Consider the following 25,381-nt stretch of genomic DNA (forward strand, 5'->3'; position numbering starts at 1 on the left):
TTCAAGCGAAGATCTTGATCACGGTCGCCAGGATCTCTTCCTTCGAGCGCACGCCCATCTTGCCGTGGATGTGCTTGATGTGGGTGCGCACGGTCAGGACCGAGACGCCCTTCAGTTCCGCGATCCTATCCGCGCTGTGCCCAGCGATGATCTCGGCCAGGATCCTGGCCTCCATGATGCTCAGGCCGAACAGGGCGCCCAGGCGGGGTAGGTTGGCCGGGGCGTCGAAGTCCTTGAGCACGATCACCAGCGCCAGCTGGTCGCCGTCGTGCACGGCGCGCATGCGCAGCAGGAAGCGGCGATCCAGGTCTTCGCTGCCGATGAACTGGCAGACCTCGTGGCCGGCCAGGGCCTCGGCCATCCGTTCCATCAGGAAGTGATGCGTGCGGCGGTCGACGCCGCCGATCTTGCCGCCCCGGTCGACCAGCGGGCTGTGGCCCGCCAGAAGGACGGCCGCGGCGCGCGAGCGCCAGAGGACGGTGGCGGTCTGGTCAATGACGATGCGAGCGATGGCGTCTTCGTCGAGACAAAAGCGCACCGCGCTCGTGTCGAAGACTGCCACTGCGGCGTGCGAGCCGTTCATCTTTCCCTCCCTCGCCAACCTTGGTCGGCGGTGGACCCAACTGCTTTGGCTGGGCCGACTTTGTTATGCAGTTAAAGCCAACTAGGGATAACTTATCCACAACCTGGGATTACTAGATGTTGCATAGCGTCGGTTTGTCGCATGATTTTTGAGAACGTTTATCACTGAGCTATGGCTATATACATTTGTATTACTAAGGGCAGTTTAGCCGTACGTATTTTATTCAAATTCTCCTGACGGGTGAAACTGTACTAGCTACCCAAGGTGGGGGATTTCAGGTCCCCGGTTCTCTGCAATCGTTCATTAAGAACTTGTTAAGAGAAGCGGGGTCTGGGACATGGCTGGCAAGCAACTGACGCTTCCTCGCGCCGTGCGCACCCAGCGCAAGCCGTCATATAGGGACTGGATACTTGGCGGGAGCTTGCTGGCGGGAGTGATCCTCGCCGCCAGCGTGACCGAAAGCCGGGCGCAGGTTACGGCCTATGCCGGCGGGTCGCCTCCCAACATCGTGCTGTCCATTCCTGTTACGGCTTCCGTGGGCGGTCGTTGCGGCTTCGCGCCGGGCATGGCCCCGAGCGGTTCGACCAATGTCGGCGAGGTCAACAACGCCTTCACGGCGGACTTCCCCTTTACGCTTCAATGCACGGTGCCGTTCCGGGCCGCGGTGGTGTCGAGCAACGGCGGCCTGCTGGCCTCCAGCGTCACGCCCGCCACCGGCTACACCAATCTGGCGCCCTATCTCGTCGACCTGAACCTGGTCGGCGACGTCGGCGTCGGGACGGCCAGCGCAACCTGCGACACCGGCGACCTGAAGAGCACCTCGGGCGCGACCTGCGGCTTCAAGGGGCCGTCGAGCGCCAGCCAGGGCCTGCGCCTGAACGGCTCTTCCTACGATGTCTCCGGCTCGTACCTGCGGGTTCATCGCGCCGCCTATGCCGGCGCCCAGATCCTCGCGGCGGCCAACACCTATTCGGACTCGCTCACGGTGACGCTCAGCGTCTCGCCGTGACCCGCCTTCCGGGCCCGCTCCCCCGGCGGATCCGGCGTCCTTTGAAGGGGGAGGGGGTGCAAGCCCCGGAACAAGCAGAAGTCGGCCCCGCCGACGCAAGACTTTGGGAGTGAAGAGATGAAGAAGACGATCCTTCTCGGCGCCGCCGCCCTTCTGGGCCTGGCGATCGCCCCGGCCGCCATGGCCCAGACGGTCACCGGCACGGTCAACGTCACCGGCAGCGTCGCGGCCAAGTGCGTCGTCATCACCGGCGGCAGCGGCGGCACCTTCTCGGGCTCGATCCCGCTGGGCGAGCTGTCGCAGGCGGACGGCACTCTGTCGACCACCCTGTCGGGCTCGACCAACGCCAGCCCCGGCGGCTCCACCCAGTTCCGCGTGAACTGCAACACCGCCGCCCCGAAGGTGACGCTGAGCTCGACCCGCCTGTCGCTGACCCCCAGCGCCACCGCGCCGACCGGCTACACCGGCAACATCGACTACACCGCCGCGCTCGACGCCGCTCTCTCCAACAGCACGACCCAGACGGTCAGCTACGTGACCGCCGCCGCCCTGCCGGCCGCCACCGTGCAGAGCCTGTCGAGCAGCCTGGCCAACAGCGCCGGCAACCTGACGGTCAAGGCCTACGCCCTGAACACCGCCTCGGGCGCGCTGCTGATGGCCGGCAACTACCAAAGCACGATCTCGATCACCATCGAGCCCTCGTGATCGGGTGGGAAAGGGAGGAAGCGCCATGCGTAGCAGCCTTCTCCTGACCGTCGCCGCGGCGAGCCTCGCGCTCGTCGCCGCCTCGGGCCAGGCCCAGGCCCAGAGCGTGACCGGCACGGTGCAGGTCAATGGCACGGTGTCCAACCGCTGCCTGTTCGTGACCGACAACGTGGTCCTGGATCTGGGCGAACTGTCGCTGCAGACCGGCGACGTCTCGGCCATCGGCCGGCTCGACGGCGTCAAGCTGACCAGTCGGACGGCCACGCTCAACGGCTGGTGCAACGGGGTTTCGGCGACCATGGCCGTCGAGGCCCAGCCGATCTTCAACACCAGCTTCACCAGCACGGCCCCGACGGGCTTCGAGCGCCGCATCGACTACACCGCCACCGCCACGGCGTCGCCCTCGGGCGGCTCGGTGTCGGCGTCGGACAGCACGCTGGCCTCCGGCGGCGGCGCGGCCAGCACCACGGGCATCTTCGCCAGCGACATCGTCGTCAGCTTCGCCGACGCGGCCACGCCCGCCGGCGGGCGGCTGGTCTCCGGGTCCTATTCGGGCTCGGTGGCCGTGACGCTGGCTCCGGCCACTTGAGGGGAGAAAGGTCGTCATGATCCTGCACCGAACCTGCCTTGTCGGACTCGCGGCGACCGCTCTTCTCGCCCCGCTGGCCGGGGCGACCGGCGCCTGGGCCCAGGACCCCGTCCAGGGAACCGTCGGGCTCGACGCCCAGGTCGCCCAGGTCTGCGTGCTGGGCGCGCCGAGCCCCGGCGCCCTGGCGCTGGGCCAGATCTCGGAGAGTTCGGGCGCCCGGGTGGGCCGGCTGGCGACCATCGCCAACCAGTCCATCCAGCTGCCCGGCACCTTCTGCAACTACGCCGGCGCGGCCCTGGCCATCTCGGCCTCGCCCCTGGCGGTGACCGGAACCACGACCCAGGCCGGTTTCGTCGGCTCGGTGGACTACACCTGCACGATCAGCGCCTGGGGCGCGACGTCGGCCACGGTCCGCACCAGCGCCGGCAGCACGTCGGGCGTCGGCTCGCCCTCGACCAGCAGCGCGCCGAAGGAGACCGACCTGACCCTTGTGGTCTCGGACTTCGCCACCGCCAGCGACAGCCAGCTGCAGCCGGGCTCCTACCTGGCGCTCGTCACCATCACGCTCGGGCCCGACGCGGGCCTGGCCGCCTCGGGGAGCTGAACCATGCGGCGCGCTCTTCTTCTCATCGCCCTGACGCCCCTGGCGTTCGCCGGTGCGGCCTCTGCCCAGACCTACGGGCCCTCCGACAGCGTCGGGCCGATCCAGATCACCGCCACCGTGCCCAACAACATCTGCACGATCGGCGACCTCAGCGACGGCGACAACCTGTTCGACGTCGGGGTGATGATCGACACCACCACGGGCCTCTTGCTGCCGAACCTGGCCGCACCGCCCAAGGTGCTGACCGGCACGCAATGCGGCGCGCCGAGCCAGCTGACCATCGCCGCCACCCAGATGACGGCCCAGGCCTTCCTGACCGCGCCGCCCACGGGCTTCTCGCGCGCGGTCGACTACACGGCCACGGCCTCGGGCTGGACCCCGATCGACGCCAGCTTCACGACGAGCGCGGCCGCCAACGCCGGCGCGTCCCAGACCCGCGACAGCGGCGGCTCGGGCCAGATCACCATCAGCCTGTCGAACTTCGCCACGTCCGGCGGACCCAGCCTGCGGCCGGTCGCCGACGACACCTACCAGGGGGCGATCGTCGTCACCCTGGCGGCGGCGAGCTGAGGGGAGGGCGTCATGACCAGGACCAACCGTTTCAAGGCCGCCGTCCTCGCCGGGGCCTCGGCCGTCACCCTGCTGCTGCTGGGCCAGATGGCCCGGGCGCAGGAAGACGACAACACCCGCGATTTCGTCGTGCGCGGCCAGGTGCCCAAGGTCTGCACCATCGCCTCGCCGACCATCGGCGCGGGCCAGGTGGTCAACTTCCTCAGCCTGACCGGCGGCACGCTGCAGGTCGACCAGCTGACGGATCCGGTCACCCTGTCGACCCGCGCGGCCTCGGCCCAGGTGAACTTCGCGGCGGTGTGCAACTACGCCCACCAGATCGTGCTCGAGAGCCAGAACAACGGCCTGTGGCGCTCGGAGCTGGGCCTGACCCCGGCGCCGACCGGCTTCAGCGACGCGGTGCCCTACACCGCGACCCTGGCCTGGGGACCGGTCAACAACCGCTTCGAGGCCGACGCCAGCGCCCGCCGCATCCGCGACAGCGCCCAGCTGGTCGACCAGCCCGTCGTCGGCGACGTGACCCTGCGGCTGGATATCCAGCCCGGCGCCACGAACCTGCAGACCAATGCTCCGCTGGTGTCCGGCGTCTACCGCGACACCCTGCGACTGACGGTGGAACCCCAATGAAGACCGTCCTTCTCCTTGCCGCCGCCGCGACGCTGGGCGTCGCCGCCGCCGCTTCGGCTCAGACGCTCCCCACGGGCGACGAGGCCTCGAGCCAGCTTCAGCTGATCGGCCAGGCGCCCAGCGCCTGCGTGCTGTCGCCGCCCTCAGCGGCCGCCGGCGCCAACACCAGCTTCGCCGCCCAGGGCGGCCAGGCCGGGGTGGTGCGCTTCACCCAGTTCGTCGACCCCCAGACCGCGCAGCCGCGCGACGCCTCGATCAGCCTGGCCTTCCCGGTGGTCTGCAACTCGGCCCACCGCCTGGTGGTGCGCACCGATGGCGCGGGCATGTCCCGCGTCGGCGGGGGCGCGGCCGCTCCGGGCTTCCGCGACCGCCTCGACTTCCAGCTGACGGCCGACTGGGCCGGAGCCAGCGCGTCGGGGACCAGCGCGACGACCACCCCGATCAACCTGGTCACCGCCAACGGCGCGGCCGGGCAGATGAACCTCGTCCTCGCCGTCACCGGCGGCGGGACGCCGATGGTCGCCGGCGACTACGCCGGAACCCTCGTCGTCGAGCTCGAGGCCCAGAACTGAAGCTGAACAGAACGAACTGAATCCATGAGGAGCGGACACCGAATGACTCGTTCGAAAACCTTCCGAGGGCGCTTGCTGGGGGCGGCATGCGCCGGTCTCCTGGCGCTCGCGGGACTGGCGGCGCAGGGGGCGCCGGGCCTGGGCGGGGGCGCCCTGGCCATGACCGTCCAGCCGGTCGTCATCGATCTGAAACCCACCGGTCGGGGCATGTCCCAGATCGTCACGGTGCAGAACACCTTCGCCAACCCGCTGCCGGTCGAGCTGCGCGCCGAGGAGCTGTCCTTCGACGAGAAGGGCGCCCACCCCAGCGACACCCCGACCAACGACCTGCTGATCTTTCCGCCCCAGGCGGTGATCCAGCCGGGCGAGACCCAGTCGTTCCGGATCCAGTGGGTGGGCGATCCGGCCCTGACGCAGAGCAAGCACTACTACGTCACCGTCGCTCAGATGCCGGTGAAGCTGCCGGAGGGCCAGTCGGCCATCCAGATCCTCTACAACTTCCAGGTCCTGGCCAGCGTCGCGCCCTCGGGCGGCAAGCCGGCCCTGGCCCTGTCGAAGAGCGAGATCGGCGCGGACGCCGACGGCAAGCCCGTCCCGGTCGTCTACGTCGCCAACACGTCCAACACGCACGGATACCTGTCCCGCGGAAAGCTGAAGATCATCGAGAAGGACGCCTCGGGCAAGGCGGTCTTCCAACGGACCATTCCCGGCCCGGAGATCCAACAGACGATCGGCTTCGGCCTGATCGCCCCCGGCCAGACGCGGCGCATCGCCGTTCCCATCGAACTGCCCTTGACGGCGGCAGCAGGAGGCTCCCTTGAGGCCCAATTCTCGTCCGACGAAGGGCGCTAGGTCGCGCGCCTACCGCCGCTGGCTGATGGCGGGATGCCTGGCCGGCGCGGTCCCCTTCGCCGCCCCCTTGGCCGCCATGGCCGAGCCCATTCCCTACGCCATGCTGGCCTCCACCCAGGAGCCGACCAGCGCGCCCTCGGCTGGCGCGGCCACCGCGGCCGACGCCCGCCGCCAGCTCAACCCCACGGGTCGCGACGTGACCCTGACGGTGCCGCTGAAGGACGGCGAGTTCTATGTCGGCGACATGCCGCTGGCGATCTCGGCCGACGGCCAGCTGTCGATGCCGTCCGACCGGCTGCTCAGCCTGGTCGCGCCGCTGCTCGACGCTCCAGCGGTCGGCGCCCTGCGCACGGCCCTGGCCGGACGCGGCGTCGTCTCGCCCGAGGTGGTCAGCTCCGCCGGCATGACCATGACCTACGATCCCCGGGCGCTCGAGCTGCGGATGAACATCCCGCCAGAGCTCAAGGTGGTGCGCAGCCTGCAGGTCACGCCGATGGACCGCATTGGCCTGGGCTCCTACGTCGCGCCGGCCGGCTTCAGCGGCTATCTCAACATCCGCGGCTCGGTCGACTACGTCGAGCAGGGCTTCGACGAAGGTCTCGGCGACCCGACCTTCCTGCTCGACAGCGCCGTGCGCCTGAACGGCGTGGTGTTCGAGAACGAGGCCGTCTGGCAGCCGGGCGGGAACGAGGACTTCCAGCGGCTGGGCACGCGCTTCGTCTATGACGACGTCAAGAACGTGCTGCGCTGGACCGCCGGCGACCTGCAGGCCGTCGGCCGCGGCTTCCAGTCCGCGCCCGACATGGCGGGGCTGTCGATCTTCCGCTCCTACAGCGTGCTGCAACCGCAGACGATCGCCCGCCCGCGCGGCCGTGAAAGCTTCACCCTGGCCCGGACCTCCGACGTCAGCGTGATCCTCAACAACCAGCTGACCCGGCGCATCCGCCTGGATCCAGGCCGCTACAACGTGCGCGACTTCCCGTTCGCGCAGGGCGCCAACGACGTCCGCCTGGTCATCGAGGACGACACCGGCCGGCGCGAGACGTTGCAGTTCAACGTCTTCTTCGACCGCTCGCAGCTGGATCCCGGACTGTCGGAGTTTGGCCTGTTCGCCGGCGTGAAGGCGCCGTTGCTGCTCGACGGCCCCGACTATACCGAGGAGTGGACGGTCAGCGGCTTCTACCGCCGCGGCATCACCGACCGGGTGACCCTGGGCGTCAACGGCCAGGCCGACGACACCACCGTCATGATGGGCGCCGAGGGCCTGTTCGGCACCAAGGTCGGCACGCTCGGCGTCGACTTCGCCCTGTCGCACATCGACACCTATGGCTCGGGCTATGCGGCGATCGTCAGCTTCCAGCGGCTGTTCCAGTTCGCCGGCGGCCGCGCCGACGCCCTGAACCTGTCGTTCGAGACCCGCAGCCGCGAGTTCGGACCCGTCGGGACCTTCATCCCCGACAACCGCTACAACTACGAGATCGGGGTCGGCTACTCGCACGCCTTCAGCGACGCGATCTACGCCAGCTTCGACGGCCGCTATTCCAGCGGCCGGGACGAGTTCCCCGACGCCAGCGCCTATCGCCTGGGCATGGGCTACCGCCTGACCTCGAACCTCGCGGTCACGGCCAACCTCATGTACGACGACGTGCCCGGGCGCCGAGAGACTTCGGCCCTGATCTCGCTTTCATGGCAGTTCTCGAACAATTCGAGCCTGCGGGCCGAGTACGACGGCCGCGAGGACCGGGCGCGGATCGCCTACCAGACGATCCACGGCCAGGGCGTGGGCTCCTACAACGCCTTCGCCGAGGTCTCGCGCTCGCCCGACGACTCCGCCTTCAACGGCAGCTTCAACTACATCGCCAATCGGGCGGAGCTGGGCCTGTCGCACTTCCAGGCCTTCGATGGACCCGACAACGGGCGCACCTCGCTGCGGCTGGGCACCTCGATCGGCTTCGCCGACGGCGCGGTCTCTGTCGGGCGGCCGGTCTACGACAGCTTCGCCATCATCAAGGGCCACAAGAGCCTGAAGGGCGCAGACGTCGTCGTGAACCCGACCCCGTTCGGCTACACCTCGAACACGGGCGAGCTGGGCACGGCGCTGGAAACCAACCTGGCGGCCTATGCCGAGCGGACCATCACCGTCGACGCGCCCAACGCGCCAGCCGGCTATGACCTCGGCTCCGGCTCGTTCCGGGTCTTCCCGCCGTATCGCTCGGGTTATCGCCTGGAGGTCGGCTCGGACTACTCGATCACCGCCATCGGCCGCATGGTCGACGCCGACGGCCAGCCGCTGGCGCTGGTCTCGGGCCGCGCGGTCGAGGTCGCCCAGGGCGGCCCGGGCGCCGAGCCGATCACCATCTTCACCAACCGCGTTGGCCGGTTCGGCGCCTCGGGCCTGCGGCCCGGTCGCTGGCGGCTCGAAATGGGGACGACGCCCCCCACGGTCTACTATCTCGACGTCCCGGCCAGCGCCGAGGGCTTCGTCAAGACCGGCGACCTCAAGCCCAACGCGTCCGGAGGCTGACATGAAACGCCGATCGCATACCCTGCTCATCGGACTGGCCGCGGGCGTCGGCGGGGTCCTGCTGGTCTCGGGCGCGGCCCAGGCCCAGTGCGTGACCTTCGATCCCGTCGTGCTGTCGGGCACCTTCGACCCGTTCAACCCGAGCGGCACGACGGTGCAGACCCTCAGCATCACAGCCCGGCGTCCGCCGGCGGTGGGCGGCAAGAAGACGCAGGAGGTGAATTTCATCTACCTGCGCCGGCCGGACACGCCGTCGAGCCTGACGATCATCCAGACCTCGACCGGCGGCCAGATCCTCGAGAACCCGCCGGGTCACGTGCTCGACCCCAACAACGTCAATCCCAACGAGGTCGAGCTGAACTTCGGCGGCGTCGGCCAGCCCGACGTGAAGACGTTCATGGTGACGATCACCGTGCCCAGCGGCGCCGACCTGCCGGCCGGCACCACCGACCTGTTCCTGGATCAGAAATACTACTGCAAGCGGACTGGCGGCGCGGCCGACGAACAGGGCGTGATCTCGAACTCGCTCGACATCCGCATCAACGTGCTCAGCGCCCTGCAGGCCAGTTTCGTCGGGCCGGCGCTGGATTTCGGCGAGATCGGCACGCTGACGACGGCCGCGCTGCCGTCGACGCCCAACTCGGTCAAGCAGCGCACCGGCAATGTGCGGGTGGCCAGCTCGGGGCCGTATTCGGTGGCCCTGACCTCGGCCAACCAGTTCCGGATGACCTATGCCGGCGGCAACCTGGGTACGACCAACCAGCGGATTCCCTACCAGCTGGACTTCCTGGGTCAGAGCAAGACCACGGCCTCGCCGACCTTCAACACCGTCACCTGCGCCCGCGCCGGACTGTCGGGCCAGTACCTGGCGGTGACGCCGACCTTGCTGGAAGGGGGCGCGGGCAAGGTCCCGTCGCCCAACTACCAGGACATCCTGACGGTGACCGTGACGCCCCTGGCCGTGCCGACGGCCACCACCCCCGTCGCCTGCATGTAACCTCGGCCCAGCCTGAAAAAGCCCCGCCGGCGCGAGCCGACGGGGCTTTCTTTTTGCCGACCGCCCGGGGGGAAGGGCGGAGCAAAACGGGGTCAGAGCGCGGTGATGTTCACCGACAGGTCGCCGACCTGGCCGGCGTCGGCGCCGGGATCCAGGCGCAGGCTGTGGCTCTGCGAGGCCGCGGTGCTCGAGCGGCTGATCAGGGTGACGCCGGTCGAGGACAGCTGGATCTTCTGGCCGTCGACATAGACGGCCGCGTCGTTCAGGCCCTGGGCGTGCGTCAGGCGCACTTCGTAGCCCGAGGCGCTGTTGCAGAACTCGGTCATCCGGCCGAGGTCGGTCGGCTCGGCGCTCGAGGCGGTGGTGGCGTCCAGGCTGACGCGGCAGATGACCGGCACATGCCCTTCGAGACGAAGCTCGTAGCTGGCCGGCGCGGCGGAGGCGGTAGTGGCGGCCAGAGCGGTGAAGGCGGCGGCCAGGATCATCGGAAAGCGCATTGCAAACCCCAGGAGTGAGGATGATGGGAGGATCATCGCGAGGGAGGGTTAAGCAGAGCGCCCTAAAGCATGGTAAATGATTTGCATAGTAAGAATGACAGCGTGTCGCACTTAAATATTGTCTACATGAAATGTTTAGCGAGATTTGAATAGTGCATTCTTACTATGCGCGATCGCGCCCCTCGTGAGGACGCTGCAAGGGCCAAGAATGCTGGGTTGTGTTCTGTGGCGGGCCGCGCGAGCGCGCGATCGACCGGCGCCGGGTCAGGACGAGGGGGTGCTGATGTCCTGACCCGGCGCTCGGCGGGCGGGGCGCGCCGCCGAGGATCGTCGATGGCGTTGCGGACAGCCTCGGCGAGCCGGTCATTCGTCGCGGCGGTGACAAAACGGGGGGGATTTGCCCTCGCGACCTGTAAATATTAACATATACAGATCGCGTCACAATAACTCACACTTACTAATGTCAAGAATAGTGGTCTTGCGATATCTCATTCAAGAATATCGGCGGAAGAAATCACCGAGACCAGTTCGGCCTGGCGGTGAACGCCGACCTTGACCATGGCGGACGCCATCTGCACGCGCAGGGTGTTGATGCTGACCTTGCGCTCGGCGGCGATATCGGCCGGCTCGCGGCCCTGGGCCACGCGGGCGACGATCTCGGCCTCGGCCGGCGAGAAGTTGAACATCATCCGCGCGCGTTCGGCGATGTGCGGCGAGGCGCGGCCGACTTCGCGGACGGTGACCAGGGCGCAGCGGAAGCCGCTGTCGTCGGTGCTGAACGGCTCGATCAGGACCACCAGCGGCTTCTGGCTGCGCGAGCGGTGGATCAGCATGGCGCCCGAGCGGCCCTGGCGCACGGCCGCGGCGATGCGGTTGTGCAGGGCCTCGGACTCGAAGCCGTTCTCGGCCGTCAGCAGGCCGCCTTTCTCCGAGAGCCCGTCGCCGTGGGCGACATAGCTCCAGGCCAGGTCATTGGCGGCATAGACGCAGCCCTCGCTGTCGGCGACGATGACGCCGAAGTTCACCAGGTTGAGGATCGCGTTGGCGACGTGCGACTCGAACACGCCGCGCTCGACTTCCGAATCCACGACCTCGATCATCTTGATCAGTCCCATGTGCGACGCCCCGTATGGATCGCCGCCGGTGCAGGATGAAAGTTCTGGCCTGGTCTCGCGATAAACTCTCGATTGCAATGCTGTCGCGATTGAAAACCATATTGCTTTATTCTGCCCACCGACGGCTGGTTTACTGATTGGATATTATTTCCGGCGGGCTCGCATACCCTCCATTGGGTAGTCGAAATGACTAAGAGCGGAAGACAACGCTATCAAATTTGCACTAATGACGCAGTTTTCTCCTGTCAGGAGATAATCGCGCAAATACAGGATATCGCCTTTTCTTGCTTTCAAAGTTGTAAGTGGGTGAGGCGCTGGCTGATGGCCAGCATTCCCGTAGTCGTGCCGACATGCAGCGCGCCGGCCGCGATGGCCACGCCGTACGGAATGCCGGCGCGCGTGCGGATCCAGCCGCCGAAGACGCCCGCGTAGGGGCGCGCGGCCAGGGCGACCAGGGCCAGGGCGCCGCCGGCGATCGCCGTCGCCACCAGCAGCAGCAGCAGGTTCTCCATGCCGGCGAAGAGGGCCGCGACGGCCAGCAGCTTGACGTCGCCCGCGCCGATCAGCCGCCGGGCGAACATCGGCACGCCGGCCAGCATGACCAGGCCAAAGGCGCTGAAGCTCGACAGCCAGTTGGGCGTCGACCAGGTCAGCAGCTGGGCGAACAGGAACAGCACGGCCAGGGCCGCGACGGTCCAGTTGGGGATCTTGCGGGTCCAGGCGTCCCAGCCGGCCGCGACGATGAACAGCGTGGCGTAGGCGATCGAGCCGGTCAGGCGAACGAAGTCGATTTCCATCGGATAGGTCTCCAGGCGGCCCTACGAGCCGCCGCCAGGCATGGGAACGACCTCGGCGGGCGGTCCGCCGGCCAGGGTGGTCTGCGGCTCGGCCAGCGCCTGCAGCACGCCGGCGGCCGGCTCGCGGCCTTGCAAGCGGGCCGAATAGGCCATGTTGCCAAGCACGATCCGCGAGTGCGGGTCGGCCTCCAGCGCCCGGGCGTAGTAGCGTTCGCTGAGGTCGAAGCGGCCCAGCTTGTCGTAGACCACGCCTTGGGCGTTCAGCACCCGAACGTCGGTCGGGGCGCGGGTCGCGGCCAGTTGCAGAAGCTCCAGCGCCAGGGCGTAGTCGCGGGCCTTGATGGCCTGCGCCGCGCGGCCGTAGAGGCGGTCCACCGCCGCGGCCGGGTCCGGCGGGGGCAGGGCGGCCAGGGCGCGAATCTCGGTCTGCGCCGGCTTGGGTCCCATCAGGGCGCTGGCCAACTGCTTGAGGCTGGCGCAGCCCGACAGCGGGAGGAGCAGGGCGCAGGCGGCGGAAGCGGCGATGAGCTTGCGCATCTCTAGTGCCTCTTCATGGCTGGCATGAGGTTGTGGACGACGTCGAGGCCGGCCGGCAGCAGCAGGGCGGTGATGATCACCGGCAGGATGCAGGCCACCAGCGGGATGGTCAGCAGCACCGGGATGCGCATGGCCTTCTCCTCGCCCTTCAGGAACCGCCGCTCGCGCAGCTCTCCGGAATAGGAGCGCAGGGTCTGGGTGATGCTGGCGCCCAGGCTGTCGGTCTGGATCATCAGGGCGGCGAAGGCGCGCAGGGCGTCGACATTGACGCGGTCGGCCATCCGCCGCAGGGCGTCGGCGCGGCTGCGCCCGGCCCGCAGCTCCTGCGAGACCTGGCTGAACTCGCGCGAGATCTCCGGATGCGAGGGCTTGATCTCCTGGCTGACGCGGATGAAGGCGGCGTCGACGCCAAGGCCGGCCTCGACGCAGACCACCATCAGGTCAAGCGCGTCGGGGAACTGGTGCTCAAGGCGCTCGCGCCGGCCGGAGGCCTTCAGGTCGACGAAGATCGCCGGGATCACCAGGCCCAGGCCGCACAGGAGCAGGGCCCCGGCGATCAGCGGCAGGCCGACCACCGGCTTGGCCGACAGCTTCTGGGCCAGCAGAAGGATGGCCGGCAGGCCGACGGCGCTGATCACCCGCACCAGGAAGTAGCCGGGCACGGCGGCCGGCCCCTCGAAGCCGGCCTCGGCCAGGGTCCTGGCCAGGCCCGTGCGCTTCTCGGACTTCTCCGCCCCCGGGGCGCGGGCCTGCAGCCAGCTCAGCAGCGGGGTCTTGGGCTTGGAGTCCTTGAGCAGGCCTCCGGTGGGGCCGCTGGCCAGCGCCGCGCCGCCCGCCGCCCGCTCGCGCATGCGGCGCTTGAGGGCCGCGCCGGCGTCGACCTGGCGGAACACCAGCAGGGCCATGGCGCCCACCGCCAGGAAGACGGCGGCCTGCAGTCCGACGGAAACGAAAAGGTCCATGGCGAGGCCTCAATACTTGAAGGTGACGATCCGGCGGATCATCAGCTGGCCGATGAGGTAGAGGACCACGACGCCGCCCACGACGGGCCAGAACGCCGGATCCGAGAACTTGGTGGTGTAGAATTCGGGGCGGAACACGCTGACCACGCCCACGCAGAACAGCGGCAGCAGGCTGAGGATCAGGGCCGACATCCGCCCCTCGCTCGACAGGGCGCGGATGCGCTTGGCCAGCGAGGCGCGGCCGCGGATGACGCTGGCCAGGCCGTGCAGGATCTCGGCCAGGTTGCCGCCGGTCTCGCTCTGGATGGCGATGCTGACGGCGAAGAAGGCCACGTCCGGCGAGCCGGTGCGCCGGGCCAGGTTCGACAGGGCGTCGCGGAACTCCACGCCATAGGTCGTCTCGTCCAGCACCAGGCCGAACTCGGTGCCGATCGGATCGGGCATCTCCTGGGTGACCAGGCCCACGGCCGAGATCACGGGATGGCCGGCGCGCAGGGCCCGGATCATCACGTCCAGGGCCAGCGGCAGCTGTTCCTCCAGCTTGGCCAGGCGCGCGGCGTGGCGCTGGACGATCCACATCGCCGCCACCGCGCTGCTGATGGCCGCCGCGCCCACGGCGGTGACCAGCACCTGCGAGACCGGGGTCTCGACCGGCTGGCCGCGCAGGAACACCAGCGCCAGCAGCCACAGGCCGGCCGCGATCGCCGCCACCACGCCCAGCACCTGCAGCGGGCCGGCGGTGAGGCCCGCCTGGCGCAGGTAGAGCGTGGCGCGGCCGTGCAGGGCGCCGTAGGGCGTGCGGTCGATCCAGGTGCCGCGCGGGTCGCGCACAAGCGACTCGTAGACCTTCTCCTGGCTCATGCCGCCGGCCATCAGGGTCAGTCGGCGATTGACCCGCTGGGTCTGCTCGCGAGCCGAGAGCAGCAGGCCGAAGATGGTCTGGCCGGCCAGCACCGCGGCCACGAAGGCCAGCACCAGGGCCATGGGAAAGAGCAGTCCCTGCATGGCGTCACCCCGAAATCCGGCCAGGTGAGAACAGGTTGGAGGGCAGGTCGACGCCGCGGGCGTGCAGCACCTCCATGAACCGCGGGCGAACCCCCGTGGCTTCGTAGTTGCCCGCCACCCGGCCGTCGGTCGTGCGACCCGCGCGGCGGAAGCGGAAGATCTCCTGCATGCAGATGACGTCCTCCTCCATGCCGGTGATCTCCGACACCGACACGATGCGGCGGTGGCCGTCCTCCATCCGCTCGGCCTGCACCACCACGTGGATGGCCGAGGCGATCTGGCCCCGCACCGAGCGGGCGGGGATGTCCAGGCCGGCCATGCCGACCATCTGCTCCACCCGCGAGAGGGCGTCGCGCGGGGTGTTGGCGTGCACCGTGGTCATCGAGCCGTCGTGGCCGGTGTTCATGGCCTGCAGCATGTCGAAGGCCTCGCCCGAGCGGACTTCGCCGACGATGATGCGGTCGGGCCGCATGCGCAGGGCGTTGCGAACCAGTTCGCGCTGCTGCACCTCGCCCTGGCCCTCGATGTTGGCGGGGCGGGTCTCCAGGCGGCCGACGTGCGGCTGCTGGAGTTGAAGCTCGGCGGAGTCCTCGATGGTGATGATCCGCTCGCGCTCGTCGATATAGGCCGACATGGCGTTGAGCAGGGTGGTCTTGCCCGAGCCGGTGCCGCCCGAGATCAGCACGTTGCGGCGGGCCTGCACGATCGCCTCGAGCACCAGCGCCATTTCCTGGGTGATGCTGCCCAGCTCGACCAGCCGGCTCATGGCCAGCGGCACGCGCGAGAACTTGCGGATCGAGACCAGGGGGCCGTCCACGGCCAGCGGCGGGATGATGGCGTTGACGCGGCTGCCGTCGGCCAGGCGCGCGTCGACCATCGGCTGGCTCTCGTCGATGCGGCGACCGACGGCGGCGACGATCTTGTTGATGATCCGCACCAGGTGGCGGGTGTCCTGGAACCGCACGTTGGTGCGATGCAGGCGGCCCTGCCGCTCCACATAGACCGTCTCGTGGGTGTTGATCAGGATGTCGGTGACGCTGTCGTCCTTGAGCAGCGGCTCGAGCGGGCCAAGGCCCAGCAGTTCGTCCAGGATCTCGTCGACCAGCTGGTCGGTCTGGGCGGGGGTCAGCAGGCGCTTCTCGTCGGCCAGCAGGCCGCTGACCGCGCCACGGATCTCCTGGCGCAGGGTCTCGCGCGGGGTGCGGTCCAGCAGGCTGAGGTTCAAAAGGTCGATCAGCCGCTGGTGCAGGCGCACCTTCAGGCCCAGGGCGTCGTCGATCGGCGCGGCCTGGGCGAACTCGGCCGCGGCGGCCTGGCTTTCGATCCGGCGGGTCTCTTCGCTCCAGAGCATGATCTACCTCCCGACCTGGGCGAGGGCGACGGGCTGGGCGGGGACCAGCGTGTCGGCCAGGCGGCCGATCGCCGCCTCCAGCTTGCTGCCCCGGCGCACGGCGCTCAGCGCCACGCCCTGGTTGATCGCCTGCTGCATCAGCTTGCGGTCCTCGGGCGCCACCAGATCGAAGGGGCGGCCGATGGCCTGCTCGGCGGCCTTCAGCGACAGGCCGCTGGCGCTGTCGGGCTCGACCTGGTTGCACACCAGCGTCAGCGGCACGTCGTCCAGGCGCTGGGCCGCCAGCATGTGCAGCTGACGGCGCACCAGATGCACGTGCGGCACCGAAAGGTGGGTCACCAGCACGATCCGTTGCGACTGGCGGAGCAGGCGGTTGGTCCAGGCGGTCCACACCGTGGGCAGGTCGACCAGGGTGGTCTCGAAGTCACGGCGCAGGGCCGCCATCAGGCCGTCGACCAGGGTGGGGCTGAGGGCCTCGACCGGCATCATTTCCTGCGGCGCGCCCAGCACGGACACGCCGCTGCGGTGGGTGGGCAGGGAGGTGGCGAACGGCATCTCCTCCACCGCGCCGCCGGCCGTCAGCACCTGGCCCACGGTCACCGCGTCGCCGACGTCGAGATAGAGGGCGGCCGCGCCCATCTGCACGTCCAGATCGGCCAGGCAGACGCCGGCCGAGCCGGTGCGTCCGGCCAGCATCACCGCCGTCTGCGCGGCCAGCGAGGTGGCGCCGACGCCGCCGCCGGCCTTCAGCACGCTGATGATCTCGCCGCTGCGCTTGTGCGCCCGGCCGGTGTCAAGCCGGCAGAAGATCCGTTCCAGCGCGATGGCCAGGGTGGTGTCGCTGACCGGCGCCGGCAGCACGTCGGCCGCCCCCTGGTGCAGCAGCCGGCGCGTGGCTTCGATATCGGCGCCGCGCATGGCCACCAGCACCTCGATGCGGCCGGCGCAGGCGGCGATCCGCGCGCTCATCCGCTCCACCTCGGCCGGGTCGGCGCCGTCCAGGCCGACGATCAGCAGGTCGAAGGCGTGGGCGGCGCGCTCGGGCCAGGCGCAGTCCAGCAACCGGAAGGTCACCGCCGGGAACATCGCCGACAGCATCGCCACCGGCGGATCAGCGCCCAGGCCCACCCCGCAGAGGCCGACGCGCCAGGCGGTCGGACGGTGGTTGGGCGGTGGCGGCGGCGCGACGCTCTTGGGGCGGCCGAAATGGAGCAGGCTCATGACAGGCTCTCTCCGCTGAGTGTCGACGTCATGGTTGGGAGGTTGAAGGGCGCGACCCCGAAGATCTGCAGGGCGACGCTCGTGAAGGTGAGGTTGGCGACGCTGACGCTGACCAGCGGCTCCATGTCGGGGGCGTAGGGGTTGCCCACCTTGCCGATGCCGACGTGGCGATAGGTGATGGTCACGTCGGCGGCCGTGATGTCGGGCTGGTAGGCCTGCATCTTGTTCAGCACGGCCGTGAAGGTGGTGTTGTTGAAGCCCGGCGAGCCGCCGCTGCCCTGCGTCTGGGTGCAGGTCGTGTTCGAGCCGGTGCAGCTGAAGGCCATGTCCGGCACGGTGCCGCCGCCGCCATAGGTGGCGGTGCCGTCGTAGTTGGCCATGTAGGTCGAGACCATCGGGCTGACGACGGCCAGGCGCGCGCCCTCGCGGGTGGCGGTCTTGGCGGTGTTGATGGTCCAGCCCAGCCGGCCCATGTCGATCACCGCCAGCAGCATGACGATGAAGGCGAAGCACACCAGGCCGAACTCGGTCGCCGTGGCGGCGCTTTCCTCGCGGGCGAACCGCGACGCTGTGACTCGGAGACGGGTCATTCTGTCCACGCCTGCTGTGAGCTGACCGTGAACGAAGTCAGGGTGATGCCGGTCAGCGGGCCGAAGGATTCGATGTAGGGCGGGGTCGCGGCGACCTGCACGCGGGGCACGTCGGTCATGCCGTCGTAGCGTCCCGAATAGGTCCCGCCGGCGTTGCTGACGCAGGTGACGGTGACCGTGACCGTGGCGTTGCTGGTCCAGGTCGCGATCAGCGGCGCGCCAGAGCCGTCCTTGGTGCCGGTGCGGGTCAGGTTCTGGATGTTGGCGACGTCGCCGGCGTTGGTCAGGCCCGCGCAGGTCATCGGCAGGCGGGCGGCGTAGCGGGCGGCGTCTCGCACCGACGAGACGGCGATGTGGTAGTTCCAGAACAGCCGGCCCGCGCCCACGAAGGCGAAGCACAGCAGCACCATGAACGGCAGCACCAGGGCGAACTCCACCGCCGCCGAGCCTTCGCGCCCGGCCAGCAGGCGTGGGGTGAGGGAAGGGCGCTTAGTCATAGAGCCGCACCGAGTAGAGCATGGTCTCGGTGCCGACCGCCGAGGTGTCGGTGGTCGAGCCGATGACCTCGCCGTAGATCGAGTTGCTGACGGCCGGGCCGATCAGGAACAGGTCGACATAGGCGATGACATGGACCGTGGAGCTGCCGTGGACGTTGTCGGCCTGGCAGTTGACGACGACGGCCGAGATCGTGCGGCGGTCGGGCGTGGCTTGAGCGCCGGTCGTGTTGCACTGGGGCCGGGCGTAGTCGTGCGAGCCGCTGTTGGCGGTCTGGCCGTCGGAGAAGGCGCCGGCCGGGGTCGAGATCGTCCCGCTCAGCATGGCCAGCTCCCACTTGTAGACCTGGTAGCGGGTGGGGCTGGTGGCGCCGGCCGCCGGGGCGGGGCCATAGGCGTTCCAGCCCGTGCCGGTGGAGCCTGCCGGGACCTGCGGGATGTAGGTGGTCGGGTTGATGCCCGAATGGTTGGTGGCGAAATATTGGGCCTTGTTCCAGACGCCGCTGCCGACCACGCTCGACTGGTTGCAGTCGCGCGGCAGGCCCATGCCCCCGGCGACCGCCGCGCTGCTCGAGCAGCTGTTGCTGGGCACGGCGACGCTCGGGGTGCAGGCGCTGTTGCCGGCGTTGGTCTTGGCGCCGACCAGGGTGTTCATCGCCGGTCGGAACAACGGGTCGTTCTTCAACCCGCTGGCCGAGGACTTGTAGATGTCGAAGCGGACGTTGAAGTAGTCGTCGGCCGAGGCGATGTTGCCGGTCTGGGTCTGCACCGTCGTGCCGAAGCACTCGGTCAGCGGCGGATAGCGGCCCATGGCGTTCTTGACGTCGGCCGCGCCCGAGCCCACCGACAGGAAGCCGAAGTTCCCCGGGCCCCAGGCGCCGTTGCCGCCCGGCGGCGGGGTCAGGACGAAGTTCTTGCCGATGTAGGTGTCGCCGTCGAACACCAGGCTGGTGGCCTCGTTCGGATTGCAGATCATCAGCGGCGGCACCTTGCAGATCGCCGTGCCGTAGCCGGCCACCGCCCGGGCGGTGGCGTTGAAGCCCGCGACGCCCGTCAGCGCGCCGAACACCAGCCCGCGAGGGCGTGGGGCCAGGTTGATGCGAATGAACTTGGCCGTCGCGTCGGTGGTCGCGGTGACGTCCGGGTCGCGGCTGGACAGGAAGGTGATGTCGCTGGCGGCGACGGCCACGTTGCTCTCGTAGGTGTCGCCCAGGGCCTGGCGGTTGCTGACCAGGCTGCCCATGGCGGCGGTCTGGGCCCGCCCCATGGCGCCGCTCGTGCCGTCCAGCTGGCTGGCGCCGGCCAGGGCCGCGGCGTCGACCGCGTTCTCCAGCTCGGCCCGCAGGGCCAGGGCCCGGCTGACGTCGAAGGCCAGGCCCCCGATGGCCACCAGCCCGATCAGGGCCACCCCGGTGAGGGTGGCCACCGTGCCGGAACGATCGTGGACGAAGCGATGAAGAAGGCGGGGCGCGCGCGACATGATCAGTTGGCCGGAGACTTGGCCGCTCCCTTGTTGTCGATGCTGGAGGTGCTGGCCTGGACGGGCTGGATCACCTGGTTCTTGCCGTAGCGGGTCGCCGCCAGGGCGGCCCGGACCCCGTCGCCGCCGGGCTGGAGCACGCCTTCGTAGCGGGCTTCCGGATCGGCGATCTGGGCGGCGAGGTTGCTGCGCAGGGCCACGCCGAAGTCGGGCGACAGGTCCTTGCGGGCGTCGGTGCAGCCGGCGAGCGCGGCCCCAGACATGGTAAAGGCCGCGGCGGCCAGCAGGATCCTATTGAAGGACATGGCCTTGAGGCGCATCGGCCCCTCCCTTGACGGTTGACGGCTGCGCGCTGGACTGGGTCTTGCCCAGCAGGAACAGCTCGGTGTCGGACGGCGGCACGAAGTTGTCGGCCGGCGTCGCCTGGCGGGCCCGGGTCGGGCGCACGAGGTGCGGCGTGACCAGGATCACCAGTTCGGTCTGGTTGCGCTGGTAGCTGGTCGAGCGGAACAGCGAGCCCAGGATCGGCAGGTCGCCCAGCATCGGGAACTGGCGGATCTGGTCCTGGTAGTCGTCGCGGATCAGGCCCGCGATGGTGAAGGACTCGCCGTCGCGCAGCTCGACCGTGGTCTTGGCCCGCCGCACCTTGATGCCGGGGATCCTCAGGCCGTTGCTGACGAACGAGGCGTTGGGGTCGATGCTCGAGACCTCGGGATTGACCACCAGGTTGACCATGCCGTCCTGCAGGACGGTGGGGGTGAAGGCCAGGCCGATGCCGAACTGCTTGAATTCGACCGTGATCGTGGTCTGGCCGCCGCTCTGGTTCTGGGCCACGGGGACGGGGAATTCGCCGCCGGCCAGGAAGTTGGCGGTGTCGCCCGACATGGCCGTCAGGTTCGGCTCGGCCAGGGTCTTGACCAGGCCCTTGGTCTCCAGCGCGTCGAACAGCACGTCCAGGTCGACGTCGCCGGCCCGCAGCGGGAACTTCAGCAGGCCGAAGGTGTCGGTCAGCGTCGTGGCCACGCCGGTGTCGCCGGTGCCGATGACGAAGTTGTGGTAGTTCGGCGAGGCCGGGTTGGCCGTGTTCATGTTCAGTCGCAGGGCCTTGGCCGTGGCGCGCTCCATCTCGACGATGCGCACCGACAGGGTGACCTGCTGGCTGCCCTGGACCGACAGCATGTTGACCACCTGGCCCGGCGCGTAGCTCTCGGCCAGGGCCGCGGCCCGGCCGGCCACGGCGCCGCTGCTGGCGGTGCCGGTCAGCACGATCGACTGGTTGCCCGAGGCGACCTTCAGGTTCTCCTCGTTGGGCAGGGCGTCGCGCATCCGCTGGCGCAGGGTCTCGACGTCGGCGCCGACCACCACGTTGGCGGCCGCCACCAGCTTGCGGCCGGGGCCGTAGGCGGTCAGCGTCGTGCCGCCCAGCTTCTTGCCGACGACATAGACCGACCGCGAGGTCAGGGGCAGCACGTCGGCGGTTTCGGAGTTGCCGATCATGATTTCGGTGTAGGGAGCCGGCAGCTCCAGCACCTGGGCCTTGCCGACGGCGACATTGACCTCGACCTTGCGGACGGCCGCGTCGGAGAGGGCGGCGGCGGGTTGGGCTGGCGCGGTGGTCGGAACCGCCGCCAGCAGGGGCAGCAGGCCGGCGGCCGCGGCCAGCAGCGAGTGTTTCAGGGTCATGTGAGCGGGTCCTGCGCCGCGCGCGTCAGCGGCGCGCCGGCGGGAGGGAGGGGGAGCGGGCGAGGCCATGGTCACAGCCCCACCCGATAGCCGGTCGTCTCGACGCCGCGGGTCACGCGGACCTCGGTCGACGACGGCGGCATGGACGAGGAGGCCGGTCGCGGCGCCGCGGGGCGGCGGGGGGCGACGGCCCGGACGGGCGTCGGAGCCGGCGCGTTGACCTGGGTGGGGCCCATGCCTCGCGACAGGTCCGCCAGCGTCATGGTCCGGCGGCCCAGCGGCGCCTGGTCGGAGATCTGGCGCAGGGCCAGCGACACCGCGCCCACGGCCTGGGCCAGGGTGATGGCCTGGGCCTGGTCGGGCGTGACCTCGACGGTGATCGCCTTGACCACCACCGGCTTGTCGGCGCCCTGGTCGTCGGACTGGTCGACGCCGACGACGCGGACGTTCTCGGCCAGCACCTGGGTCAGGCTGGTCTCGGGCTGGTTGTTGTCCTTGCTGCGGGTCAGCAGCACGTCCACCCGGTCGCCCGGCAGCACGAACCCGCCGACGCCGGCGACGTCGTTGGCCCGCAGCGACACCGCCCGCATGCCTTCGCCCAGCGAACTGGCGAGGTTGGAGCGGCCGCCCGAGCCCGACACGCGGTCGGCCAGGATCGGCTCGTTGGCGGCGATGTCCTTCAGCGCGATGCGCGCGCCGCCCGGGCCTGAAGCGGCCTCCGGAATGGAGCGGAAGGCGCCGGCCGGCACGGCGTCGGTCGGATAGTGCGCGACCTTCAGCACGGCGGACTGGAGCTTGAAGCCCCGCGCCAGGGGTTGGGCGGCGACGACGACGGGCGTCGAGCCGGTTTCCTTGATCACCGGGGCGTCTACGCGCCCGGCGCTCATATAGACCCGTGCGGCGAGCACGGCGCCCAGGCCCAGCACAGCGGCCGCGCCAAGGGATATGACGGTCTTCGTCTGCATTGTTGCAACCCCCTCCCCACGTCAGCAGGGAGCCTGTCCTGGCTCACCGCCATGGGTCGGCGACGCGGCTTGCCGCCCCGCGCCGCCGACGACTTGGCTCAGCAGTTGGCGGCCGACGGATTGGCCACGCATTCGGCGGCGTCCGTGATGGCGACCCCGATGTTGGTGCCCAGCAGCACCGCCGCGACGGCGATCGCGCTGCCGATGATGGCCAGGATCAGGGCGTATTCGGCCGCGGCCGCGCCGTCTTCTTCGAAGATCAGTTCGCGCAGAGTATTCATGTCGTATCCTCCTCTAAGTTTTCTCAACCGCGCATCTTTGTTCGCGGACAAAGAAGAGGTTTCCCCCTTCGCTGTGGATTAACGGCTTAACGGTTTGGTAAGTAAATACATCGGCCGCTTTAATACGAAATCGGTACGGCGGGCGGCGCGCCGTATGTCAAACGCACTATTTTTCAGTATTTGGGGCGCAAACGTCGCGTGTTTGGCGAATATTCTCTTGGGTGCATAGCGGCTTTGCCCGCCAGCAGGTTGTCAATGCGAGCGTTTCGCTTGGCGAGCAGCGCCTCTGTGTCGGCTAAAGGTTGTATTACTCAATTTGGGGGTGTCGAGTTGCCGGCTTCGAGCGCCACGAAGCGCGCCTCGCTGGAGGGCGGAAAGGCGCGCCATCCGCACGCTTCCATCTGAATTTATTGATATTTCTTATGTCGCGTCGCGGGGTGGTGCGACAGGATGACGCCCCGGGGCGTGGACCGCCCCTCTGGCGGGACGTGCCGATTGTCACCGCCATGCCCGTCAACCGCGGAGAGAAACTGCTGGTTTGCGAACTCGAATATCACCATCCAGTCACGGTTTGACGTCTGGGGGATCGGAACGTGGCGAAAAAACAAAGCATTTCCCGGCTGGTCCAGGCCGCCACGCTCGTCGATCAGCTGATCCACGCCATCGAGACCGAAGGCCTGTCGCGAAGCGAAGCCGCCTCGGCCGCCGCTCAGGTTCTCGGCCTCGTCCAGAGCCTGTCGCTGCGCGGCGATCCCGACGCCGCCGCGCTCAAGGCCGCCCTCGGCCGGCTGGCCGAGCGCCTCGCCCTGGCCAAGGACGATCCGGCCGCGCCCGAGGCGCCCGTCGCCGAGGCCGCGATCGCCGGCTCGCGCTTCGCCAAGCGGCTGAAGCGCCTTGCCATGATCGTCACCGCCGGCGCGGTGCTGACCGCCCCGATGGCCGCCGCCGCCCGCGATACGGGCGCGGGCCTGGGTCCGGCGCTGATGGGGTCCTCGGCCGCCTCGATCGCCCTGATGGGCGCTCTGCCGGTCTATAGTGTCGGCGACATGATCGTGAACCCGGTGTCGGGCGCCAGCGAGAAGGTGGTCGAGAAGCTGACCACGGTCGCGGTCCGCACAGAGGCGGGCAACATCATCCTCTTGGCGACCACCGTCGGCGACACCTTCACCGATCCGCAGACCAGCAAGGCCTACGAGGTGACGGCGGTCTCCAAGAACGCCGACAACCGTGTGATCGGCGTCACCGTCAAGGAAGCCGTCTCGGGGGCCAGTTCAAGCCTGGCCGTGGTCACCAACAAGTCGACCGACATCGGCAACGTCACGACCCCGCCGGGAACGGGCGGGACCGGCGCGGGCAGCTTTGCGTTCACGCCGGCCACGGGCGACGTCAACACCTTCGCCGACTCCAAGTTCGGGGCCAACGGCGGCAACGGTCACGACGGCGGCGGCGTGCGGATCTGCATTCCGTTCATCGGCTGCGCGACGATCGGCTATCCGCCCAGCAGCGGCGGCGCCGGCCAGGCCGGACCCGCCGTCAGCCACGACCTGACGCTGGCCAATAACGGCAACATCCAGGTCGTCTCCGACAACCTGCCGGGCGTCGTGGTCTCCAGCGTGGGCGGCGACGGCGGCCAGGGCGGCGACGCCTTCGGCAACCTCAAGGGCGCGGCCGGCGGCGCGGCCGGGGTCGGCGGAACCGTCACCCTCGGCAGCGCGGTGACGATCGTCACCGACGGCGTCAATTCCCACGGCGTCTTCGCCCAGAGCCGCAGCGGCAAGGGCGGCCAGGGCGGCACGGGCTACATCGCCGGCGACGGCGGCACGGGCGGCTCGGCCGGGCAAGGCGGCGCGGTCACCGTCACCAACACCGGCGCCATCTACACCGGCAAGGCCGGGGCGATCGGCATCCTGGCCCAGAGCCTGGGCGGCGCGGCCGGGGGCGGCGGCGACAGCTACGGCATCATCGGCGACGCCGGTTCCGGCACGGTCGGCGGCAACGGCGGCGCGGTGCTGGTCCAGCAGGCGGGCCTGATCCAGACCAAGGGCAAGGACGCTCACGGCGTGCTGGCCCAGTCGATCGGCGGTTCGGGCGGCAACGCCGGGGACGCGGGCGGCATCGTCACCTTCGGCGACACCGGCAAGGCCGGCGGCGTCGGCGGCAAGGCCGAGATCATCGCCAAGACCGGTTCGTCCACGACGACCGAGGGCCAGGGCGCGCACGCCCTGTTCGCCCAGTCGGTGGGCGGCGGCGGCGGCAACGGCGGGGTCTCCATCGGCCTCGTGGCGCTAGGCTCGGGCGGCGGGGCCGGCGGCGCGGGCGGCCTGGCCAAGGTCACCGTCGAGAGCGGCGCGGCCGTCTCCACCAAGGGCGCCGACGCCCATGCGATCTTCGCCCAGTCGGTCGGCGGCGGCGGCGGCAGCGCCGGCGTCAGCGGCGGCCTCGTGGCCCTGGGCGCCAAGGGCGACGCCGGCGGCGTGGCCGGAACGGTCGAGGTCTCCAGCGGCGGCGTGGTCTCGACCGACGGTGTCGACTCCCGCGGGATCTTCGCCCAGAGCGTGGGCGGCGGCGGCGGCGCGGCCTCCGGCACGGGCGGTCTCGTCTCGCTGGGCGGCTCCGGCGCGGCCGGCGGCGCCGGCGGCGCGGTCACCGTCACGACGGGCGCCGGCGGCTCGGTGAAGACCACCAAGCAGGGCGCCGACGCCATCTTCGCCCAGAGCGTGGGCGGCGGCGGCGGCAGCGGCGCGAGCTCCGGCGGCGTCGTGGCCCTGGGC

At 69.6% G+C, this 25,381-nt stretch carries 26 protein-coding genes and 1 pseudogene; 11 read left to right on the top strand and 16 right to left on the bottom strand.

From position 1 onward, the window contains the following. Position 1: 1 nt before the first annotated feature. The gene (locus tag DDF62_RS14945; RefSeq protein ID WP_116489828.1) at positions 2 to 583 is read right to left on the bottom strand and encodes a helix-turn-helix transcriptional regulator; all 582 of its coding nucleotides are present in this window, start codon (positions 581 to 583) and stop codon (positions 2 to 4) included. Positions 584 to 920: 337 nt separating this feature from the next. Between DDF62_RS14945 and DDF62_RS14950 the strand changes: the two genes are divergently transcribed. The 10 genes from DDF62_RS14950 (at position 921) to DDF62_RS14995 (ending at position 9,632) form a co-directional block, all read left to right on the top strand. Then, positions 921 to 1,592 (top strand): hypothetical protein, encoded by a 672-nt coding sequence (locus DDF62_RS14950; protein ID WP_133244702.1) that lies wholly within the window; start codon positions 921 to 923, stop codon positions 1,590 to 1,592. A 117-nt stretch (positions 1,593 to 1,709) separates the two neighbouring features. Continuing rightward, positions 1,710 to 2,297: a hypothetical protein gene (locus tag DDF62_RS14955; protein ID WP_101719101.1), complete on the top strand. Its 588-nt coding sequence runs from the start codon at positions 1,710 to 1,712 to the stop codon at positions 2,295 to 2,297. A gap of 25 nt (positions 2,298 to 2,322) precedes the next feature. Continuing rightward, positions 2,323 to 2,886: a hypothetical protein gene (locus DDF62_RS14960; RefSeq protein WP_116489830.1), complete on the top strand. Its 564-nt coding sequence runs from the start codon at positions 2,323 to 2,325 to the stop codon at positions 2,884 to 2,886. Positions 2,887 to 2,902: 16 nt separating this feature from the next. Then, positions 2,903 to 3,490 (top strand): hypothetical protein, encoded by a 588-nt coding sequence (locus tag DDF62_RS14965; protein ID WP_116489831.1) that lies wholly within the window; start codon positions 2,903 to 2,905, stop codon positions 3,488 to 3,490. A 3-nt stretch (positions 3,491 to 3,493) separates the two neighbouring features. Further along, a complete protein-coding gene (locus DDF62_RS14970; RefSeq protein WP_116489832.1) occupies positions 3,494 to 4,060 on the top strand; it encodes a hypothetical protein in 567 nt (188 codons plus the stop codon). A 12-nt stretch (positions 4,061 to 4,072) separates the two neighbouring features. Continuing rightward, positions 4,073 to 4,687, top strand: a complete 615-nt coding sequence (locus DDF62_RS14975; protein WP_116489833.1) for a hypothetical protein — start codon at positions 4,073 to 4,075, stop codon at positions 4,685 to 4,687. After that, on the top strand, positions 4,684 to 5,259 hold the full coding sequence (locus DDF62_RS14980; RefSeq protein ID WP_116489834.1) for a hypothetical protein: 576 nt from the start codon (positions 4,684 to 4,686) through the stop codon (positions 5,257 to 5,259). The genes DDF62_RS14975 and DDF62_RS14980 overlap by 4 nt, the downstream gene beginning before the upstream one ends. A 42-nt stretch (positions 5,260 to 5,301) precedes the next feature. Beyond that, the gene (locus DDF62_RS14985) at positions 5,302 to 6,111 is read left to right on the top strand and encodes a fimbrial biogenesis chaperone (protein ID WP_116489835.1); all 810 of its coding nucleotides are present in this window, start codon (positions 5,302 to 5,304) and stop codon (positions 6,109 to 6,111) included. Continuing rightward, positions 6,077 to 8,635: a fimbria/pilus outer membrane usher protein gene (locus tag DDF62_RS14990; RefSeq protein WP_116489836.1), complete on the top strand. Its 2,559-nt coding sequence runs from the start codon at positions 6,077 to 6,079 to the stop codon at positions 8,633 to 8,635. Before DDF62_RS14985 ends, DDF62_RS14990 begins: the two co-directional genes overlap by 35 nt. Before the next feature lies 1 nt (position 8,636). Next, positions 8,637 to 9,632, top strand: a complete 996-nt coding sequence (locus tag DDF62_RS14995) for a hypothetical protein (RefSeq protein ID WP_116489837.1) — start codon at positions 8,637 to 8,639, stop codon at positions 9,630 to 9,632. A 92-nt stretch (positions 9,633 to 9,724) separates the two neighbouring features. Here the strand turns inward: DDF62_RS14995 and DDF62_RS15000 are convergent, their stop codons facing one another. The 15 genes from DDF62_RS15000 to DDF62_RS15070 form a co-directional block, all read right to left on the bottom strand. Then, positions 9,725 to 10,129 carry a hypothetical protein gene (locus DDF62_RS15000; protein ID WP_101719092.1) on the bottom strand — a complete coding sequence of 135 codons (405 nt, stop codon included), beginning with the start codon at positions 10,127 to 10,129 and terminating at the stop codon, positions 9,725 to 9,727. Between the two features lie 488 nt (positions 10,130 to 10,617). Further along, positions 10,618 to 11,244: a helix-turn-helix transcriptional regulator gene (locus DDF62_RS15005; RefSeq protein WP_116489838.1), complete on the bottom strand. Its 627-nt coding sequence runs from the start codon at positions 11,242 to 11,244 to the stop codon at positions 10,618 to 10,620. Positions 11,245 to 11,534: 290 nt separating this feature from the next. After that, positions 11,535 to 12,041 (bottom strand): A24 family peptidase, encoded by a 507-nt coding sequence (locus DDF62_RS15010; protein ID WP_116489839.1) that lies wholly within the window; start codon positions 12,039 to 12,041, stop codon positions 11,535 to 11,537. A 21-nt stretch (positions 12,042 to 12,062) separates the two neighbouring features. Next, on the bottom strand, positions 12,063 to 12,578 hold the full coding sequence (locus DDF62_RS15015; protein ID WP_116489840.1) for a tetratricopeptide repeat protein: 516 nt from the start codon (positions 12,576 to 12,578) through the stop codon (positions 12,063 to 12,065). 2 nt (positions 12,579 to 12,580) lie between these two features. Next, complete coding sequence (locus tag DDF62_RS15020; protein ID WP_116489841.1) at positions 12,581 to 13,540, bottom strand: type II secretion system F family protein; 960 nt, start codon at positions 13,538 to 13,540, stop codon at positions 12,581 to 12,583. A gap of 9 nt (positions 13,541 to 13,549) precedes the next feature. Continuing rightward, the gene (locus tag DDF62_RS15025; protein WP_133244932.1) at positions 13,550 to 14,545 is read right to left on the bottom strand and encodes a type II secretion system F family protein; all 996 of its coding nucleotides are present in this window, start codon (positions 14,543 to 14,545) and stop codon (positions 13,550 to 13,552) included. 4 nt (positions 14,546 to 14,549) lie between these two features. Next, the gene (locus DDF62_RS15030) at positions 14,550 to 15,896 is read right to left on the bottom strand and encodes a TadA family conjugal transfer-associated ATPase (protein WP_116489843.1); all 1,347 of its coding nucleotides are present in this window, start codon (positions 15,894 to 15,896) and stop codon (positions 14,550 to 14,552) included. A gap of 3 nt (positions 15,897 to 15,899) precedes the next feature. Next, on the bottom strand, positions 15,900 to 17,117 hold the full coding sequence (locus tag DDF62_RS15035) for a CpaE/TadZ family protein (protein ID WP_116489844.1): 1,218 nt from the start codon (positions 17,115 to 17,117) through the stop codon (positions 15,900 to 15,902). Next, entirely contained in the window at positions 17,114 to 17,707 is a 594-nt protein-coding gene (locus DDF62_RS15040; RefSeq protein WP_116489845.1) for a TadE/TadG family type IV pilus assembly protein, read from the bottom strand. Before DDF62_RS15040 ends, DDF62_RS15035 begins: the two co-directional genes overlap by 4 nt. After that, positions 17,704 to 18,204 carry a TadE/TadG family type IV pilus assembly protein gene (locus tag DDF62_RS15045; RefSeq protein ID WP_116489846.1) on the bottom strand — a complete coding sequence of 167 codons (501 nt, stop codon included), beginning with the start codon at positions 18,202 to 18,204 and terminating at the stop codon, positions 17,704 to 17,706. Before DDF62_RS15045 ends, DDF62_RS15040 begins: the two co-directional genes overlap by 4 nt. Then, the gene (locus DDF62_RS15050; protein WP_116489847.1) at positions 18,197 to 19,681 is read right to left on the bottom strand and encodes a TadE/TadG family type IV pilus assembly protein; all 1,485 of its coding nucleotides are present in this window, start codon (positions 19,679 to 19,681) and stop codon (positions 18,197 to 18,199) included. The genes DDF62_RS15045 and DDF62_RS15050 overlap by 8 nt, the downstream gene beginning before the upstream one ends. 2 nt (positions 19,682 to 19,683) lie before the next feature. Next, on the bottom strand, positions 19,684 to 20,001 hold the full coding sequence (locus DDF62_RS15055) for a hypothetical protein (protein ID WP_116489848.1): 318 nt from the start codon (positions 19,999 to 20,001) through the stop codon (positions 19,684 to 19,686). Then, on the bottom strand, positions 19,973 to 21,364 hold the full coding sequence (locus DDF62_RS15060) for a type II and III secretion system protein family protein (RefSeq protein ID WP_165832256.1): 1,392 nt from the start codon (positions 21,362 to 21,364) through the stop codon (positions 19,973 to 19,975). Before DDF62_RS15060 ends, DDF62_RS15055 begins: the two co-directional genes overlap by 29 nt. 71 nt (positions 21,365 to 21,435) lie before the next feature. Beyond that, entirely contained in the window at positions 21,436 to 22,329 is an 894-nt protein-coding gene (gene cpaB, locus DDF62_RS15065) for a Flp pilus assembly protein CpaB (RefSeq protein WP_116489850.1), read from the bottom strand. Positions 22,330 to 22,427: 98 nt separating this feature from the next. Then, positions 22,428 to 22,610, bottom strand: coding sequence for a Flp family type IVb pilin (locus tag DDF62_RS15070; RefSeq protein ID WP_116489851.1), 183 nt, complete (start codon positions 22,608 to 22,610; stop codon positions 22,428 to 22,430). Positions 22,611 to 23,203: 593 nt separating this feature from the next. Here DDF62_RS15070 and DDF62_RS15075 point away from each other — a divergent pair. After that, positions 23,204 to 25,381: pseudogene (locus DDF62_RS15075) on the top strand (hypothetical protein); the annotation flags it as partial.

The organism is Caulobacter radicis, assembly GCF_003094615.1.
Classification (GTDB): domain Bacteria; phylum Pseudomonadota; class Alphaproteobacteria; order Caulobacterales; family Caulobacteraceae; genus Caulobacter; species Caulobacter radicis.

Excerpts from the sequence above, each read along its gene's own strand:
- DDF62_RS14945 (WP_116489828.1), bottom strand. The coding sequence starts at position 583 with ATGAACGGCTCGCACGCCGCAGTGGCAGTCTTCGACACGAGCGCGGTG.
- DDF62_RS14950 (WP_133244702.1), top strand. The coding sequence starts at position 921 with ATGGCTGGCAAGCAACTGACGCTTCCTCGCGCCGTGCGCACCCAGCGC.
- DDF62_RS14955 (WP_101719101.1), top strand. The coding sequence starts at position 1,710 with ATGAAGAAGACGATCCTTCTCGGCGCCGCCGCCCTTCTGGGCCTGGCG.
- DDF62_RS14960 (WP_116489830.1), top strand. The coding sequence starts at position 2,323 with ATGCGTAGCAGCCTTCTCCTGACCGTCGCCGCGGCGAGCCTCGCGCTC.
- DDF62_RS14965 (WP_116489831.1), top strand. The coding sequence starts at position 2,903 with ATGATCCTGCACCGAACCTGCCTTGTCGGACTCGCGGCGACCGCTCTT.
- DDF62_RS14970 (WP_116489832.1), top strand. The coding sequence starts at position 3,494 with ATGCGGCGCGCTCTTCTTCTCATCGCCCTGACGCCCCTGGCGTTCGCC.
- DDF62_RS14975 (WP_116489833.1), top strand. The coding sequence starts at position 4,073 with ATGACCAGGACCAACCGTTTCAAGGCCGCCGTCCTCGCCGGGGCCTCG.
- DDF62_RS14980 (WP_116489834.1), top strand. The coding sequence starts at position 4,684 with ATGAAGACCGTCCTTCTCCTTGCCGCCGCCGCGACGCTGGGCGTCGCC.
- DDF62_RS14985 (WP_116489835.1), top strand. The coding sequence starts at position 5,302 with ATGACTCGTTCGAAAACCTTCCGAGGGCGCTTGCTGGGGGCGGCATGC.
- DDF62_RS14995 (WP_116489837.1), top strand. The coding sequence starts at position 8,637 with ATGAAACGCCGATCGCATACCCTGCTCATCGGACTGGCCGCGGGCGTC.
- DDF62_RS15000 (WP_101719092.1), bottom strand. The coding sequence starts at position 10,129 with ATGCGCTTTCCGATGATCCTGGCCGCCGCCTTCACCGCTCTGGCCGCC.
- DDF62_RS15005 (WP_116489838.1), bottom strand. The coding sequence starts at position 11,244 with ATGGGACTGATCAAGATGATCGAGGTCGTGGATTCGGAAGTCGAGCGC.
- DDF62_RS15010 (WP_116489839.1), bottom strand. The coding sequence starts at position 12,041 with ATGGAAATCGACTTCGTTCGCCTGACCGGCTCGATCGCCTACGCCACG.
- DDF62_RS15015 (WP_116489840.1), bottom strand. The coding sequence starts at position 12,578 with ATGCGCAAGCTCATCGCCGCTTCCGCCGCCTGCGCCCTGCTCCTCCCG.
- DDF62_RS15020 (WP_116489841.1), bottom strand. The coding sequence starts at position 13,540 with ATGGACCTTTTCGTTTCCGTCGGACTGCAGGCCGCCGTCTTCCTGGCG.
- DDF62_RS15025 (WP_133244932.1), bottom strand. The coding sequence starts at position 14,545 with ATGCAGGGACTGCTCTTTCCCATGGCCCTGGTGCTGGCCTTCGTGGCC.
- DDF62_RS15030 (WP_116489843.1), bottom strand. The coding sequence starts at position 15,896 with ATGCTCTGGAGCGAAGAGACCCGCCGGATCGAAAGCCAGGCCGCCGCG.
- DDF62_RS15035 (WP_116489844.1), bottom strand. The coding sequence starts at position 17,117 with ATGAGCCTGCTCCATTTCGGCCGCCCCAAGAGCGTCGCGCCGCCGCCA.
- DDF62_RS15040 (WP_116489845.1), bottom strand. The coding sequence starts at position 17,707 with ATGACCCGTCTCCGAGTCACAGCGTCGCGGTTCGCCCGCGAGGAAAGC.
- DDF62_RS15045 (WP_116489846.1), bottom strand. The coding sequence starts at position 18,204 with ATGACTAAGCGCCCTTCCCTCACCCCACGCCTGCTGGCCGGGCGCGAA.
- DDF62_RS15050 (WP_116489847.1), bottom strand. The coding sequence starts at position 19,681 with ATGTCGCGCGCGCCCCGCCTTCTTCATCGCTTCGTCCACGATCGTTCC.
- DDF62_RS15055 (WP_116489848.1), bottom strand. The coding sequence starts at position 20,001 with ATGCGCCTCAAGGCCATGTCCTTCAATAGGATCCTGCTGGCCGCCGCG.
- DDF62_RS15060 (WP_165832256.1), bottom strand. The coding sequence starts at position 21,364 with ATGACCCTGAAACACTCGCTGCTGGCCGCGGCCGCCGGCCTGCTGCCC.
- cpaB (WP_116489850.1), bottom strand. The coding sequence starts at position 22,329 with ATGCAGACGAAGACCGTCATATCCCTTGGCGCGGCCGCTGTGCTGGGC.
- DDF62_RS15070 (WP_116489851.1), bottom strand. The coding sequence starts at position 22,610 with ATGAATACTCTGCGCGAACTGATCTTCGAAGAAGACGGCGCGGCCGCG.